The sequence below is a fragment of the Stenotrophomonas sp. NPDC047960 genome (genome assembly GCF_043204395.1).
GTDB lineage: Bacteria > Pseudomonadota > Gammaproteobacteria > Xanthomonadales > Xanthomonadaceae > Stenotrophomonas.
The window spans coordinates 162,517-178,303 of the sequence record NZ_JBIDBX010000007.1 but is presented as its reverse complement, the minus strand read 5'-3'; the positions used below and the strand labels follow the sequence as shown (position 1 = coordinate 178,303).

Here is a 15,787-nt window from a genome sequence, read left to right as displayed (position 1 = left end):
AAGGGAGCATTGCCATGGGCAAGATTGGTTCCAACGCGGGCGGTCGACCCGTTAGCGCAGATGACCTGCGGATGGAGCTCGATGTGCGCCACCAGCTACAACGAATGTCGGTGCCGATGCTTCAACGCGGCGACACTGCGAACGAGTATGTGTTCTTCGCATTTCTGGATGGAACGGGTCAAGACGCCAGGAACCCCAAGCTCGGCCCGAGCACGACTGTAGGCGAGTTGTATGGCCAGGCATTTGAGCTCTCTAAGGATCCACAGAGTCGGATCGGTACCCACTATGCTGCGGGCATCGGCACCCAACACAACGCAGTGAGCCGTGCCGTTGACGGCATGCTTGCGCGCTCTTGGGAAGATGGAATAACACGCTCTTACCGAGAGCTCGCCGAGCAGGTGAGTATCTGGAAGGATGCCAACCCCGAGGCAGAAATCCGGGTCGTTGGCATCGGCTACAGTCGCGGCGCGGTACAGACAGCCGGCCTGCTCCGGTTGATTGATGAGTACGGCATCGTTCCTGAAGAAGGCCTCGGGTTCGGCCATGACAAGAACGGCAACATCAGCGTCATCAGCCCATTACCACCGCTGGTACCGCCAGGCCAGACCGCACAGGCCACCCTGCTGCTGGATCCGGTGGCAACCAACATGCCCGCCAACTACGACGCCCGGCTGCCACCGAGCGTGATCTCGCGCGTGGCGATCATGGCCGCTCACGAGCGGCGCGAGCTGTTTCCGCACCAGGCCATCAACGATCCCGGGATTACGCCGGATGGGCGTGCGATCAATGTAGCCGCGCCCGGTGGCCATTCCAACGTGGGCGGCGGGAACCGCGATGCAGGCCTGGAGATCCTGACCGGCAACGCTGCCATCGACTATCTGAACACGTTGCGCGACCAGCCACTGTTCGAGAAGCGCGCCGTGCCGATGGACCTGGATACGATGACGCTGTACCAGGCCGGCGGCGCGACTGCGTTGTACGGGCTGAAGATCGACGGCGATGGCCAGCGGAATCTGCGCGAGGCGCTGGCCAACTGCAAGATCGTCGACCCGTGCAACGACTCCGAGCCGATTGACCAGGCGCTGGCGGCACGGTTCGAACACCGCTCCATCCAGCCCGATCCGGTGGAGCAAGCGCAGCTGCAGGCCCTGGTGGCGCTGGCGGCGCAGCGCGATCAGCGGAGGGTGCCGGACGTTCCCACGAACGCGGACAACCCGACGCTGGCCCGCATCCGCGAAGGCGTGCAGGCCGCCGAGGACAAGGGGCAGGTAAGCTTCGCGAACGGGCTGGAACGGGAACAGTTCTGCCACTCGGCGCTGGGCTGCGCGATGGACAACCGGGAAACGCACCGGGCGTTGTACCCCGGCAGCGTCACCGGCCCGCTGCAGGGGAGCGAGATCTCCCGTGTCGATGAGGTTGTGTTTGGGTCGAAGGGCTACGCCTTCCTCGTCCAGCATGGGAGCGGACCGCATGACCAGCAGCGGGTGCCGTTTGATATCGAGCTGGCCAAACAGACGCCGGTGGCGGTGTCGGACCAGAAGCGGGAGGCTGCCGCCAGTGAGATCGAGCAGCAGGCGTGGCAGTTGCAGCACGTCGGTCCGCAGCAGGCCCAGGAGCCTGCGCTGGGTGGGTTTGCGCGGTAACCGGCGTAGGGACACGCCACGCGTGTCCGCGGCGGGCCCGCCCCACCTGTCACCGCCGCCAGATACGCAATCGGTTGTTGGCCGGCATCGCCACGTCTTCCACCAGCGTCAACCCCTGCGCGGCGGCCAATGCATCCACCGCCTCGGCATCCCGGATGCCTGATTCCGGGTCGCGCGCCTTCAGCCATGCATCAAACTGCCGGTTGCTGTCGCTGCTGTAGTTGCCGTTGTAATTGAATGGGCCATACACGCACAGCAGCGCATCGTCGGCCATCACCGCCGGCAGCCCGGCGAAGAGTGCCTGTACATGCGGCCAGCTCATGATGTGCAGGGTGTTGGCGCTGAACACCGCATCGAAGCCCAGCGGGCCCTCCGGCAGCGGGGCCAGGCCAGGGACCGGCGCAAGCACCGCCTGCAGCGGCCACGGCGCCGGTGCGTTGGGCAGCCCCGCCTCGGCAAGGCGCTCGGTAATGCCCGGCAGGTAGTCGGGATGATCGCTGGCCTGCCACATCAGGTGTGGCAGCTGGGCGGCGAAGTATTCAGCATGCTGGCCGGTACCGCTGCCAATCTCCAGCACGCGGTGGCGGTCGTGCAGATGGCGGCGCAGCACGGCCAGGATCGGGTCGCGGTTGCGCTCACAGGCCTCGGACCAGCGTTGTTGGCTCATAACCATGCAAAAAAGTGATGACAGTGCACATCCAACCATGACCGCAGTCACTTGTGCCACTGGCGGCGGCCACCGAAAGTCGGAGGCTTGACCGACCCCGGGGAATCGCAAGCTGTGCAACGCCGTGAGTTTCTGACGCTGTCTGGAGTGGGCCTCGCCGGCCTGATGTTGCCGCACTCCCGCCTGATCGCCGCCGAGCAGCTGCTTGAGCCCGGCAACGTGGTCCGCAACAAGGCGCTGTCCGAAGCCGCCCTCGCCGCGGCCAAACGGGCCGGGGCCAGCTACTGCGACGTGCGCATCGGCCGCTACCTCAACCAGGCAGTGATCACCCGCGAAGCGCGGGTGCAGAATGTCACCAACAGCGAATCCTCCGGGATCGGCATCCGGGTGATCGTCAACGGTGCCTGGGGCTTTGCCGCCACCCACCAGCAGACCCCGGCCGCGATCCTGGCCGCGGTGGAGCGGGCGGCCGCCATTGCCCGCGCCAACGCCACCATACAGACCCGGCCGGTACAGCTGGCCCCCGTTACCGGGGTGGGCGATGTGAGCTGGAAGACGCCGATCCGCAAGAACGCCATGGCGGTGCCGATCCAGGAGAAGGTCGAGCTGCTGCTCAGCCTGAATGCGGCCGCGATCAACGCCGGTGCCGACTTCATCAACTCCACCCTGTTCCTGGTCAACGAGCAGAAGTACTTCGCCTCCAGCGATGGCTCCTTCATCGACCAGGACGTGCACCGGATCTGGCTGCCGTTCACCGCCACCGCCATCGACAAGAGCACCGGCAAGTTCCGCACCCGCGCCGGTCTGTCCTCGCCAATGGGCATGGGCTACGAATTCCTCGATGGCCAGGCCAGCGGCAAGATCCAGCTGCCGGACGGCATCACTGCCTATCGTGACTCCTACGATCCGGTCGAAGATGCCATCGCCGCCGCCCGCCACGCCCGCGAGAAGTTGAAGGCTCCCTCGGTCAAGCCGGGCAAGTACGACCTGGTGCTGGACCCGTCCAACCTGTTCCTGACCATCCATGAGAACGTCGGCCACCCGCTGGAGCTGGACCGCGTGCTCGGCTACGAGGCCAACTACGCCGGTACCAGCTTCGCCACGCTGGACAAGCGCGATGCCGGCTACCGCTGGGGCAGCGAGCGGGTCAACTTCTTCGCCGACAAGACCGCCCCGGGCAGCCTGGGCGCGGTGGGCTACGACGACGAAGGGGTCAAGACCAAGCGCTGGGACCTGGTCAAGGACGGCATCCTGGTCAACTACCAGGCCACCCGCGATGAAGTGCACCTGTTGGGCGAAACCGAGTCGCACGGCTGCAGTTACGCCGATTCCTGGTCCAGCGTGCAGTTCCAGCGCATGGCCAACGTGTCGCTGGCACCGGGCAAGACCCCGCTGAGCGTGGCCGACATGGTCAAGGACGTGGAGAACGGCATCTACATCCACGGCCGCGGCTCGTATTCCATCGACCAGCAGCGCTTCAACGCGCAGTTCGGCGGGCAGCTCTACTTCCAGATCAAGAACGGGCAGATTGCCGGGATGGTCGAAGACGCGGCCTACCAGATCCGCACGCCGGAGTTCTGGAACGCCTGCAGCGCGATCTGCGACGAGCGCGATTTCCGCTTCGGCGGTTCGTTCTTCGATGGCAAGGGCCAGCCCGGCCAGGTCTCGGCGGTGTCGCACGGCTCGGCGACCACGCGCTTCGATGGCATCAACATCATCAACACCGCACGCAGCCTGGGCTGAGCCGCCCGGCCACCGTGCCAAACGTCACTACCGTTGGACCGCCGCGCCCGCAAGAATCGATGCACCGCTGTACCCGTGATCCCGCCTTGTTCCTGCCACCCCCACACCGACGTGGAGAGCTGCCTTGCAAAGACGTGACTTCCTCGCCCTGACCGGGCTTACCGCTGGCGGCCTGATCGTGCCGGCGTTCTTCGGCAAGGTGATTGCCGCCGAGCAGCTGCACAGCACCCTGGACCCGGCGCTGAAGAAGCGCCTGGCCGATGCGGCGCTGGCCGCCGCCCGCCAGGCCGGCGCCACCTACTCCGATGTGCGTATCGGCCGTTACCTGCGCCAGTTCGTGATCACCCGCGAAGACAAGGTGCAGAACGTGGTGAACACCGAATCCACCGGTGTGGGCATCCGCGTGATCGTCAATGGCGCGTGGGGCTTTGCCGCCACCAACCAGCTCAACCCCACCGACGTGGCGCGTGCCGCGCAGCAGGCGGTGGCCATCGCCAAGGCCAACGCCGGCGTGCAGACCGCCAAGGTGCAGCTGGCCGCCACGCCCGGCGTGGGCGAGGTGAGCTGGAAGACCCCGATCCGCAAGAACGCGATGGAGGTGCCGATCAAGGAAAAGGTCGAGCTGCTGCTGGACGTCAACGCCGCGGCGATGGGCGCGGGCGCCAGCTTCGTCAATTCGATGCTGTTCCTGGTCAACGAGCAGAAGTACTTCGCCTCCACCGATGGCTCCTACATCGACCAGGACGTGCACCGCATCTGGGCGCCGATGACGGTCACCGCCATCGACAAGGCCAGCGGCAAGTTCCGCACCCGCGAAGGCCTGTCCGCGCCGATGGGCATGGGCTACGAGTACCTGGATGGCGCCGCGAGCGGCAAGGTGCTCACGCCGAACGGCGTGGTCAACTACGGCGCGTCCTACGACATGAAGGAAGACGCCATCGCGGCGGCCAAGCAGGCGCAGGAGAAGCTGAAGGCGCCGTCGGTCAAGCCGGGCAAGTACGACCTGGTGCTGGACCCCTCGCACACCTGGCTGACCATCCACGAATCGGTCGGCCACCCGCTGGAACTGGACCGCGTGCTGGGCTACGAGGCGAACTACGCCGGCACCAGCTTCGCCACCCTGGACAAGCGCGAACAGCACTTCCAGTACGGCAGCGACCTGGTCAACATCTTCGCCGACAAGACCCAGCCCGGCAGCCTCGGCGCGGTGGCCTACGACGATGAAGGCGTCAAGACCAAGCGCTGGGACCTGATCAGCAACGGCAAGCTGGTGGATTACCAGACGATCCGCGACCAGGCCCACATCCTGGGCAAGACCGAGTCGGACGGCTGCTGCTATGCCGATTCCTGGTCCAGCGTGCAGTTCCAGCGCATGGCGAACGTGTCGATGGCGCCGGGCAAGACCCCGCTGAGCGTGAGCGACCTGGTCAAGGATGTCGAGAACGGCATCTACATCATCGGCGACGGCTCGTTCTCCATCGACCAGCAGCGCTACAACGCGCAGTTCGGCGGCCAGCTGTTCTATGAAATCAGGAACGGCCAGATCACCCGCATGCTTGAAGACGTGGCCTACCAGATCCGCACGCCGGAGTTCTGGAACGCCTGCAGCGCAGTGGCCGATGAACGCGATTACCGCCTGGGCGGTTCGTTCTTCGACGGCAAGGGCCAGCCGGGCCAGGTCTCGGCGGTCTCGCACGGTTCGTCCACCGCGCGCTTCAACGGCATCAACGTCATCAACACCGCGCGCAGCCTCGGCTGACCGGTCAGGAGCCCTTATTCCATGAGTATCTTCACCGAAGCCCAGGCCAAGGCCATCCTCGACAAGGTCATCGCGCTGTCCAAGGCCGATGAGACCACTGCGGTGCTGGCCGGCTCGATCAACGGCAACATCCGTTTCGCGCTCAACAACGTCTCCACCAGCGGCATCGTCGACAACACCGAACTGGCCGTCACCGTGGCCTTCGGCAAACGCGTGGGCACCGCCTCGATCAACGAGTTCGACGACGCCGCGCTGGAACGCGTGGTCCGCCGCGCCGAAGACCTGGCCCGCCTGGCCCCGGAAAACCCGGAGTTCCTGCCCGCCATCGGCAAGCAGACCTACACCGCCAGCCCGACCTTCAGCGAATCCACCGCCGCCATCGACCCGGCCTTCCGCGCCAAGGTCGCTGCCGATTCGATCGCGCCCTGCCGTGGCAACGGCCTGATCGCCGCCGGCTTCCTGGAAGACGGCCAGGGCTTCCAGGCCACCGCCAACAGCAACGGCAATTTCGGCTACCAGCGCACCACCAACTTCGACTACACCTGCACCGTGCGTACCGAAGACGGGCGCGGTTCGGGCTGGGTGGGCCGCAACCTGAAGGACGCCGTCGACTTCAAGGCCGACCAGGACGTGCGCATCGCCATGCGCAAGGCCACTGAATCGTCCGAAGCCAAGGCGCTGGAGCCGGGCAAGTACACCGTGATCCTGGAGCCGGCCGCCGCTGCCGGCCTGATCAGCTTCATGATGAACTTCTTCGATGCGCGCTCGGCCGACGAAGGCCGCAGCTTCCTGTCCAGGAAGGGCGGTGGCAACAAGCTCGGCGAGCAGGTCTACGACCCGCGCGTGAACATGTACGCCGACCCGTGGCACCCCGAGGCACCGGTGCTGCCGTGGGACCAGCAGGGCCTGCCGCGCAGCAAGCTGGCCATCATCGAGAACGGCAAGGTCGCCAACCTGGACTACTCGCGTTTCTGGGCGCAGAAGCAGGGCAAGACCGCCAACGCCACCCCGGGCAACCTGCTGATGAGCGGCGGCGACAAGAGCACCGCCGAGCTGGTCCGCGGCACCCAGAAGGGCATCCTGGTCACCCGTACCTGGTACATCCGCATGGTCGACCCGCAGACCGTGCTGCTCACCGGCCTGACCCGCGACGGCACCTTCTACATCGAAAACGGCCAGATCAAATACCCGGTGAAGAACTTCCGCTTCAACGAATCGCCGGTGATCATGCTCAACAACATCGAAGAGCTGGGCAAGCCGGTGCGCGTGGCCGGTGATGAATCCAGCTTCGTAATGATGATCCCGCCGATGAAGCTGCGCGATTTCACCTTCACGTCGCTGTCCGACGCGGTCTGATGACGCGCGTGCGGCAATGAACCGCGCGCAGTTCCTGCGGTTGATGCTTGGCGGGGCCGCCCTGGCGGCCCTGCCCTCGTTCGCCCGCGCGCAGGCCGGGCGGTACGACTTCTGGTTCACCCGCCTCAAGTACGACTCCGGCGACTGGGACGTGGACGCGCGCATGCCGTCCAACGTGATCACCTCGCTGATCGACTACACCACGCTGCGGGTGGACCCGACCGAACATGTGGTCGCGCTGTCCGACCCGCGTATGCTGGAAGCGCCGTTCTGCTACCTGGCCGGACACAAGCTGGTGGAGTTCAATGCCGCCGAGCGGCAGAACTTCGTGCGCTACGTGCGCAATGGCGGCTTCGTGTTCGTGGATGACTGCAACCATGATATCGACGGGTTGTTCGCCAAGTCGTTCGAAGCGCAGATGGCCAAGCTGTTCGGACCTGCCGCGCTGAAGAAGCTGCCCAACACCCATGCACTGTATCGAAGTTTCTTCAGGTTCCCGGACGGGCCGCCGGCCACCGGCTTCGAGCTCAATGGCTGGGGCGATGATCTTGTGCACGATTACCTCAAGGGCATCGAGGTCGATGGCCGGCTGGGCGTGCTTTACAGCAACAAAGACTACGGCTGCGAGTGGGACTACGACTGGCGCAACAAACGGTTCCTGGCCGAGGACAACACGCGGTTTGCGGTGAACATCGTGATGTATGCGTTGAACAATTAGGCTTTGTTGATTTCTTCAGCCACGCAGGGCGTGGCTCTACATTCATTGCTGCGAGCGTGCCATGCAAAACGATAGCCCCATTGATGCCCTTCTTTCCAAGCTGCAGCCCCTGCGCGATGCGCTGGGCAAGGCCGTGGTGGGCCAGCATGATGTGGTGGAGCAGCTGCTGATCGGCCTGCTTGCCGGTGGCCATGTGCTGCTGGAAGGCGCGCCGGGGCTGGGCAAGACCCTGCTGGTGCGCTCGCTGGGGCAGGCGCTGGAACTGCAGTTCCGGCGCGTGCAGTTCACTCCCGATCTGATGCCCAGCGACATCCTTGGCACCGAGCTGCTGGAAGAAGACCACGGCACCGGCCATCGCCATTTCCGCTTCCAGCAGGGGCCGATCTTCACCCACCTGCTGCTGGCCGACGAGCTCAACCGCACCCCGCCCAAGACCCAGGCAGCGCTGCTGGAAGCCATGCAGGAACGCACCGTCAGCTACGCCGGCACCACCTATGCGCTGCCGGCACCGTTCTTCGTGCTGGCCACGCAGAACCCGATCGAACAGGCCGGTACCTACCCGCTGCCGGAGGCCCAGCTGGACCGGTTCCTGCTGCACGTGCGGGTGGATTACCCCACCGAGCAGGAAGAGCGCGACATCCTGGTGCAGACCACCGGCAGCAGCAGTGGCGCCGTTCCCAAGGTGATGCACGCCGAGGATGTGCTGGCCCTGCAGGCTGCGGTGCGCCAGGTGCATGTCAGTGATGACGTGCTGAGCTGGATCACGCGTCTGGTCCGTGCCAGTCGGCCGGGCGCAGGCGCCCCGGAGGCGGTCAACCATTGGATCAAGTGGGGCGCAGGCCCGCGTGCGGGACAGTCGCTGGTGCTGGCGACCAAGGCGCGCGCATTGCTGCAGGGGCGCTTTGCGGCGACCCGCGATGATGTGCAGGCGCTGATCGCGCCGGTGATGCGCCACCGCCTGCTGCTCTCGTTCGCCGCCGAAGCCGAGCAGAAGGGCGCCGACGATGTGATCGCCGCGTTGCTGCAGGCCGTGCCTTTCCCCGCCTGAGCCTCTCGTGAGCCCGCACGTCCCGATCCCCATTCCCGCCGATGTCCGCAGCCGCCTCAAGGCGCTGCGGCTGTTGCCGCGGCGTGCGGCCGGCGCGCAGGGCATCGGCCAGCATGCCAGCCGCAACCGTGGCGCAGGTTTGGAATTCGCGCAGTACCGCGCCTACGAGCCCGGCGACGAGCCGCGCCAGATCGACTGGAAGCTGTACGCACGTTCGGACCGCTTCTTCGTTCGCGAGTCCGAGCGCGAAAGCCCGGTCACGATCTGGATCCTGATCGATGCCACTGCATCGGCCGGGCAGGTCGACCGCGCACAACCTGCTGTGTCGCGGCTGGACCATGGCTGCGCCACCGCCGCCTGCATCGTGGAGCTGGCGCTGCAGCAGGGGGACCGCTTCGGCCTGGTCGCCGTCAATGGTGAGGGCGTACAGCTGGTGCCGGCCGGCAGTGGTGCGCGCCAGCGCGACCGCGTCCACCTGCTGCTGCACCGCCTGCGTGCGCGTGGCGCATGGCCCGCTGCAGACGCGCTGCGCCCGGTCTGGGAGCGGGTGCAGGCCAATGACATGCTGGTGGCGTTGGGCGATGGCTTCGACGAGGCCGGCACCGTGCTGCTGGAGCGGCTGGCCGCCGCCCGCCGTGACGTGATGCAGCTGCAGATCCTGACCGCCGACGAGCGTGATTTCCCCTTCCACGACGGCCACCGCTTCCGTGACCCGGAAACCGGTGAGGAGCTGCTGGGCGATGGCCGTGCGATCCGCGACGATTACCTGGCCCGCTTCGCCGAGGCGCAGCGCGTGCTGCAGGCGCGACTGCAACGCGGCGGCGTTGCCCATGTCGTGACCCATACCGACCAGCCGCTGGATGCGCCGCTGCGGCTGCTGGCGGGGAGCGCGCGATGAGCCTGTCGCTGCTGTTCCCGCTGGGCCTGCTGGCGCTGGCGTCACTGCTGGTGCCGTTGCTGATCCATCTGGCGCGCCGCCACCACTACGCGCCGCTGGAGTTCGCCGCGCTGCGCTGGCTGCGCGCGAAGGCCCGCCCGCGCCAGCGGATCCGCTTCGACGAATGGCCGCTGCTGCTGGTGCGCCTGCTGCTGCTTGCGGCGCTGGCCGTATTGCTGGCCCGGCCGCTGCTGCATGGGGCGCCGGTACAGACACCGCCGTGGGTGGTGGTGGCGCCGGGATTGAGCGCGCCGATGCTGCCTGCGGGCAGCGAGGGGCGCTGGTTGGCCCCCGGGTTCCCGCCGCTGCAGGACACTGCGCCGGCCGGCCAGCAGCCGCTGTCCAGTCTGCTGCGCGAGCTGGATCAAACCCTGCCGGAGGGCACGGAATTAACGGTGTACGTCCCGGATCCGATGGCCGGCCTCGACGGTGAGCGGCCACGGTTGTCGCGTGCGGTGATCTGGCGTCCGGTTGCCATACCGGTGGGCGCGACGGTGCAGGACACCTCACCGCAGCTGCGCGTGAGTGGCACGGATCAGGATCCGGCTGCACTGCGCGTGCTGAACGCCCTGCAGCGCGCGTGGAGCGGGCAGTCGTTGCCGGCAGCGCTCGCCCCGGATGCCGTGCCGGAACAAGGTCAGGTCGGCGTGTGGCTGGCCGATGCACCCCTGCCGGCCACCTGGCAGGCCTGGGTGCAGGCCGGCGGCAGCGTGTTGGCTGTCTCGACCAGGGTAACCACCGGCTCAGGTACGACGGTGCTGCAGGATGCCAGCGGCAAGGCAGCGGTCATGCGCCATGCGCTCGGTCGCGGACAGGTCCTGCGTTTCACCGCCGCGCTGTCACCCGATGCACTGCCGGCCCTGCGTGAACCGTCTTTCCCGCGCCGCCTGCTGGAGCAGGTGCGGCCGTTGCCGCCACCGCAACTGGCGCCCGCTGCCGTGCAGGCGCCGCTGACCGGTGCCACCCCGCCGCTGGCACAGCCGCGTGATCTGGCGACCTGGCTGCTGGCGGTGATCGTGCTGCTGTTCGCCCTGGAGCGCTGGATGGCCACCGCACCGCGACGCGGGGCAAGCGCATGAACCGCGTTCACCAGGCATGGCAGCGCGCGCGTCGCCGGCGCTGGTGGATCACCGCATTGCTGCTGGTGCCGCTGGCGCTGGCCCTTACCGCCATCGCCACGCGCGTGGCGGGCATCAACATCGGCTCCGTCGTGCTGCTGGCAACCCTGATGGTCGTCGCCGGTACCGCCACCTGGCGCGCGCGACGGCTGGACCGGCACTGGCTGGTACGCCAGCTGGACACGCATGCCATCGCGCAGGACAGCGCCGACCTGCTGTTCGCCGATGCCGCCGCACTCAATCCCCTGCAGCAACGCCAGCAGGCACGCATCACCGCCGCACTGCAGGCCGCGCCGCCGGATCTCCGCGCCGCGTGGCCGACGCGCTGGCTGGCCGTGTCGTGGTGTGGCGGAATGCTGGTGGCCGTGCTCGCCGCAGGCTGGCCTGCACCGGGCGCACCGCTGCCGGCCCTTCCCGGCCGTGCCACGCCTGCCGCCAGCGCGGCGCAGCCGCCCAGCCTGCAGTCGTCCCGGCTGCAGATCCAGGCACCGGCCTACACCGGCGAGGCCCTGCGCACCCAGACTGCACTGGACGCCAAGGTAGTACACGGCAGCGCGCTGGACTGGTCGCTGCGTTTCAGCGCACAGCCCACACTCGCCGCATTGCAGCTGCACGACGGCACCCGCATCGCGCTGCGCCGTGAGGGCGAGGCGTGGGTGGCGCAATGGAAGGCGGCCAAGCCCACGCTGTACCGCCTCGTGACCGAGCCGGCGCTGACCGCACCCCGGCTGTATCGCCTGGATGTGGTGCCCGACCGACCGCCCAGCGTGCGCGTGATCGCGCCGGACCGCACCCTGGTCCTGGCCACGCCCGGCCAACGCCAATGGACCCTGCAGTTCGAGGCCAGCGATGACTTCGGCGTGGCGGCCAGCGCCGAACTGCACCTGACCCTGGCCCAGGGCAGCGGCGAGAACATCACGTTCCGCGAGCAGCGCATCGCGCTGACCGGCACGGGCCCGGCCACCCAGCGCCGCTTCGCGCGCACGCTGGACCTGGCCACACTTGGCGCTGGGCCTGGCAATGATGTGATCGCGCAGCTGCAGGTGCGCGACAACCGCACACCTACCGCACAGACCGCGCAAAGCACCAGCCTGATCCTGCGCCTGCCCAGCGAAGAACAGGTGCTGGGCACGGACCTGGAAGGGATGGTCAAGAAAACACTGCCGGCGTACTTCCGCAGCCAGCGCCAGATCATCATCGACGCCGAAGCGCTGATCAAACTGCGCCGCCAGCTGCCGGCCGAGGAATTCGTGAAGCGCTCCGATGCGATCGGCGTGGACCAGCGCATCCTGCGCCTGCGCTATGGGCAGTTCCTGGGTGAGGAGAGCGAAGGTGGTGCGAAGCCGCCGCCGACCAGCGACAGCCTGCCCACCAGCGATGCACCGGCCGCCGATCACGATGAGGATCACGCGCACGACAGCGCCAGTACACAGGGTGGCCACGAGGATCACGATCACGATCACGGCGCGGCCCAGGCCGGTACCGCCCCGGTGTTCGGCGCCGCCACCGACGTGCTCTCCGAGTACGGCCACACCCACGACCATGCCGAAGCAGCCACCCTGCTCGATCCGCAGACCCGCGCGATCCTGAAGGCGGCACTGGACCAGATGTGGTCGTCGGAAGGCGAACTGCGCCAAGGCCGCCCCGAGCGCGCCCTGCCGTTCGCCTACAAGGCGCTGGGTTTCATCAAGCAGGTGCAGCAGGCCGAGCGCATCTACCTGGCCCGGGTAGGGCCGGAGCTGCCGCCCATCGACGAGAGCCGCCGCATGACCGGCGACCGTACCGATCTGGGCAGCCGCACCTTCACGATCACCCCGGTGGACACACCCGATCCCGCCATCGTGGCGGTCTGGCAGCAGTTGGCCGACACCCGCACCACGCCCGACCTGGATGCAGTGAGCCAGTGGCTGGGCCGCCATCAATCGCGGCTGTCAGATCCGCTCAGCCTTGCCGCAGCCGTTGAGGAACTGCGCCTGGCACCGGGCTGCGCCCCCTGCCGCACCACATTGCGCGCACAGCTGTGGCGGGCGTTGCAGCGCCCGTTGCCGCAGCTGGAACGGCGCAGCGCGCCGGACCCGATGGCGCAGCGTTACCTGGATGCTCTGGAGGGCACGCGATGAGCACGGCCGCATGGATCGCCATCGCCTTGGCCCTGATCACCATCGCAGGCAGCGTACGCATCCTTCGCGTAGCGCCACGTCCTGCGTGGCTGCCTTCCCCCAGACGCACTGCATTGCTCGCGTTGCAGGCCCTGTCCGCCCTGTTGCTCTACTTCACCCTCGTACCCCCACAGCGCAGCGTGGAAGCGGGCCAGCTGACCGTACTGACCGCCAACGCCGCATCGGCAGGCACCGTACCCGCCGGTGCAAGCGTGATCGCGCTGCCGGAAGCAACGCCCAGTGCGGGCGCGATGCGCGCCCCCGACCTGGCCACCGCGCTGCGCCAGCATCCGGGCAGCACCGCGGTGTTGCTGATCGGCGATGGACTGTCCGCGCGCGATCGCGACACCGCGTTGCCGCTGCGGACAACGCTGCAATCCCCTGCCGCGCCCCGCGGCTGGCTGGAGCTTCAGCCGCCATCGATCACCGCCCCCGGCGCGCTGTTCGAGGTAGTCGCACGTGCCGGCGGTGTCGACGACGCGCGGGCCGAACTGCTCGACCCGGCCGGCGTCGTGGTCGACCGCGCGCCGCTGGACGCGCAGGGCAATGTGCGCCTGCACGGCAGTGCGCGCGCCGCAGGGCGCAGTGAGTTCACCCTGCGCCTGCTCGACGCCCGGCAGCACGTCGTGGACAGCCTCCCGGTACCGCTGCAGACCGTGGCGGCAGCCCCACCGCGCGTGCTGATCCTGGCCGGCGCACCCGGTCCGGAACTGAAGTACCTGCGCCGCTGGGCCACCGACACCGGCCTGGACGTGCAGGCGCAGGCCAGCGCCGGTGGTGGCGTGACGCTGGGCGATGCGCCGGTTGCCTTGAGCGCGGACCGCCTGGCCGCCACCGACGTGCTGGTGCTGGACGAACGCAGCCTGGCAACGCTTGGCGCGGCGCAGCGCACGCTGGTGCAGCAGGCACTGCGCGATGGGCTGGGCGTGGTGGTACGCAGCAGCGGGCCACTCAACAATGCCACCCGCCAGGCACTACGCAGCTGGGGCATGCCGGTGAGCGGCGGCACCCGCGTAGCACCGCTGCAGCTGCCGGCCGATCCGGAAGCGGCGCTGCTGCAGGCACGGCGCGGCCCGCAACGGCCGTCCACCGACAGCACCGCGTGGACAGACGAAGCCGACGCCGCATCGCACAGCGCCGCACCACCTGCGTTGGAGCGGTTCGACGCGGAGCTGACCGCTGCCGATGCGTTGCTGCTGGACGCCAAGGGCAACGCTGTCGGCGGCTGGCGCAACATCGGTCGCGGCCGCGTTGCCCTGCTCCCGGTAACCGACAGCTACCGGCTGGTCCTGTCCGGCCGAGACGACCGCTACGCAGAACTGTGGTCGGGCGTGCTGGCCAAGGTGGCCCGCGCGCTGCCGGGTGCGCCCGCCATCCGCCTGCAGACGGCCACGCCCTGGTCGGGCGAGCGCATGACCGTGTGCGAGGTACCGCGCGGCACCCGTGTCCGCGATGCAGAAGGCCACACGGTCGCCCTGCAGGTCGATCCGGCCAGTGGCAGCCAGCACTGCGCCGGCTACTGGCCCCAGCAGCCCGGTTGGCACCAGCTCCAGCACGGCGCCACCGTGCAGGCGTTCTACGTGTTCGACCCGGCCGCCGCGCAACCGCTGTACCGGCAGCAGCTGCGCGACGCCACCGCGAACCGCCTGGCCGAAACGAATGCCGCCACAAGCGGAACGCCCGGCAAGGTCCCCGGCCCCCGCTGGCCGTGGCTGCTCGCCTTCATCGCCGTCGCCGGCCTGCTGTGGTGGCTGGAGCGTCGCAGATCCGGCCCAGTGACGCCTCCCTCCGCCAGCTGATGGAGGCTAGGGCTGCTTCAACCGATACACCCCATTGAAGCGCACGTTCATGCCGCCGCATTCGGCGTTGTCCGCCACCAGCAGGGTGTCGCCGAGCCAGTGCGCGCGCACCTCGCACATGTCGTCGCTGAAGACGACCTTCTCGCCCTCGGGTACAGCGCGTGCCGCCACCTGGCCCAGGTTGGGTCCGCCCGGCCGCTGTTCCGGGCTGGGGTTGGCCGAGGGCCAGTAGGCATCGCCTTCCACCGACAGCGCATTGCCCTGCACGCGGATGACAAGGCTGTCGTCGCCGCTGCGCCAGTGCCCGGCCCAATCCGTCAACACGGGGATACGCGTGGGAAGCGTCTGCAGCCGTGCCTTGTCCACCCAGCCCGCGCTGCCACCCACCTTGTTGGGGAAGAAGACGCAGCGGTAGCGGCCCAGGTCGCGGCCGCTGTAACGGTGTCCCCGGTCACGACGTAGGTCCCGTGGCGGCAGGCGGCTTCGCCCTTGCCAGGACATCCGTTCATATCATCGAGCAGGTAGAGGCGCTGTGCGCCAATCACTTTGGCCTGCGCGAAATTGCTCTGATCCGACGGAAACGCACCGTTGCGGCAACTGCCACCATCGGCCATGTCGCTGGCTGGTGCGGGCAGCGGAAGCAGCAGGGCGAGGCACAGGGAGCGCAGCAGCATGGCGTCAGCATTGAAGAGGCGATGCTGAGAGGATAGCGGCTCACTCCCTCGCCGGCGCCGTGCAGCCCTGCTGCGGATCACAGAACTGTTGCCATTCCCGTGCGTAATGCCATGTGTCGTCCTGTCAGCAGCGTCCTGCGCGCAGGATACGGAGGCGACCTTCAGA

At 67.9% G+C, this 15,787-nt stretch carries 11 protein-coding genes and 1 pseudogene; 10 read left to right on the top strand and 2 right to left on the bottom strand.

All coding sequences use genetic code 11. The features are described 5' to 3' along the window. Positions 1–14 precede the first annotated feature (14 nt). Positions 15–1,643: a phospholipase effector Tle1 domain-containing protein gene (locus tag ACGFZ3_RS16015; RefSeq protein ID WP_392923307.1), complete on the top strand. Its 1,629-nt coding sequence runs from the start codon at positions 15–17 to the stop codon at positions 1,641–1,643. A gap of 49 nt (positions 1,644–1,692) precedes the next feature. Here the strand turns inward: ACGFZ3_RS16015 and ACGFZ3_RS16010 are convergent, their stop codons facing one another. Continuing rightward, entirely contained in the window at positions 1,693–2,310 is a 618-nt protein-coding gene (locus ACGFZ3_RS16010; protein WP_392923304.1) for a DUF938 domain-containing protein, read from the bottom strand. 114 nt (positions 2,311–2,424) lie between these two features. Here ACGFZ3_RS16010 and ACGFZ3_RS16005 point away from each other — a divergent pair, with 114 nt between their 5' ends. From ACGFZ3_RS16005 to ACGFZ3_RS15965, 9 genes are all read left to right on the top strand, one after another. Then, positions 2,425–4,053 carry a TldD/PmbA family protein gene (locus tag ACGFZ3_RS16005; protein ID WP_392923301.1) on the top strand — a complete coding sequence of 543 codons (1,629 nt, stop codon included), beginning with the start codon at positions 2,425–2,427 and terminating at the stop codon, positions 4,051–4,053. A 124-nt stretch (positions 4,054–4,177) separates the two neighbouring features. Beyond that, entirely contained in the window at positions 4,178–5,812 is a 1,635-nt protein-coding gene (locus tag ACGFZ3_RS16000; RefSeq protein ID WP_392923298.1) for a TldD/PmbA family protein, read from the top strand. 21 nt (positions 5,813–5,833) lie between these two features. Beyond that, a complete protein-coding gene (locus tag ACGFZ3_RS15995) occupies positions 5,834–7,168 on the top strand; it encodes a TldD/PmbA family protein (RefSeq protein WP_392923295.1) in 1,335 nt (444 codons plus the stop codon). 16 nt (positions 7,169–7,184) lie between these two features. Then, on the top strand, positions 7,185–7,886 hold the full coding sequence (locus ACGFZ3_RS15990; RefSeq protein WP_392923292.1) for a DUF4159 domain-containing protein: 702 nt from the start codon (positions 7,185–7,187) through the stop codon (positions 7,884–7,886). Positions 7,887–7,947: 61 nt separating this feature from the next. After that, on the top strand, positions 7,948–8,934 hold the full coding sequence (locus ACGFZ3_RS15985) for an AAA family ATPase (protein WP_392923289.1): 987 nt from the start codon (positions 7,948–7,950) through the stop codon (positions 8,932–8,934). A gap of 7 nt (positions 8,935–8,941) precedes the next feature. After that, positions 8,942–9,832: a DUF58 domain-containing protein gene (locus ACGFZ3_RS15980; RefSeq protein WP_392923286.1), complete on the top strand. Its 891-nt coding sequence runs from the start codon at positions 8,942–8,944 to the stop codon at positions 9,830–9,832. Next, positions 9,829–10,950 carry a BatA domain-containing protein gene (locus tag ACGFZ3_RS15975; RefSeq protein WP_392923283.1) on the top strand — a complete coding sequence of 374 codons (1,122 nt, stop codon included), beginning with the start codon at positions 9,829–9,831 and terminating at the stop codon, positions 10,948–10,950. The genes ACGFZ3_RS15980 and ACGFZ3_RS15975 overlap by 4 nt, the downstream gene beginning before the upstream one ends. Next, the gene (locus ACGFZ3_RS15970; protein ID WP_392923280.1) at positions 10,947–13,109 is read left to right on the top strand and encodes a hypothetical protein; all 2,163 of its coding nucleotides are present in this window, start codon (positions 10,947–10,949) and stop codon (positions 13,107–13,109) included. The genes ACGFZ3_RS15975 and ACGFZ3_RS15970 overlap by 4 nt, the downstream gene beginning before the upstream one ends. Beyond that, positions 13,106–14,947 carry a hypothetical protein gene (locus ACGFZ3_RS15965; RefSeq protein ID WP_392923277.1) on the top strand — a complete coding sequence of 614 codons (1,842 nt, stop codon included), beginning with the start codon at positions 13,106–13,108 and terminating at the stop codon, positions 14,945–14,947. The genes ACGFZ3_RS15970 and ACGFZ3_RS15965 overlap by 4 nt, the downstream gene beginning before the upstream one ends. Before the next feature lie 6 nt (positions 14,948–14,953). Here ACGFZ3_RS15965 and ACGFZ3_RS15960 read toward each other — a convergent pair. Then, positions 14,954–15,621 (bottom strand): annotated as a pseudogene (locus ACGFZ3_RS15960) (hypothetical protein). Positions 15,622–15,787: the final 166 nt, after the last annotated feature.

Bases quoted from the DNA above. Each gene is read 5' to 3' on its own strand.
- ACGFZ3_RS16015 (WP_392923307.1), top strand. From the start codon at position 15: ATGGGCAAGATTGGTTCCAACGCGGGCGGTCGACCCGTTAGCGCAGAT.
- ACGFZ3_RS16010 (WP_392923304.1), bottom strand. From the start codon at position 2,310: ATGAGCCAACAACGCTGGTCCGAGGCCTGTGAGCGCAACCGCGACCCG.
- ACGFZ3_RS15995 (WP_392923295.1), top strand. From the start codon at position 5,834: ATGAGTATCTTCACCGAAGCCCAGGCCAAGGCCATCCTCGACAAGGTC.
- ACGFZ3_RS15990 (WP_392923292.1), top strand. From the start codon at position 7,185: ATGAACCGCGCGCAGTTCCTGCGGTTGATGCTTGGCGGGGCCGCCCTG.
- ACGFZ3_RS15985 (WP_392923289.1), top strand. From the start codon at position 7,948: ATGCAAAACGATAGCCCCATTGATGCCCTTCTTTCCAAGCTGCAGCCC.
- ACGFZ3_RS15975 (WP_392923283.1), top strand. From the start codon at position 9,829: ATGAGCCTGTCGCTGCTGTTCCCGCTGGGCCTGCTGGCGCTGGCGTCA.
- ACGFZ3_RS15970 (WP_392923280.1), top strand. From the start codon at position 10,947: ATGAACCGCGTTCACCAGGCATGGCAGCGCGCGCGTCGCCGGCGCTGG.
- ACGFZ3_RS15965 (WP_392923277.1), top strand. From the start codon at position 13,106: ATGAGCACGGCCGCATGGATCGCCATCGCCTTGGCCCTGATCACCATC.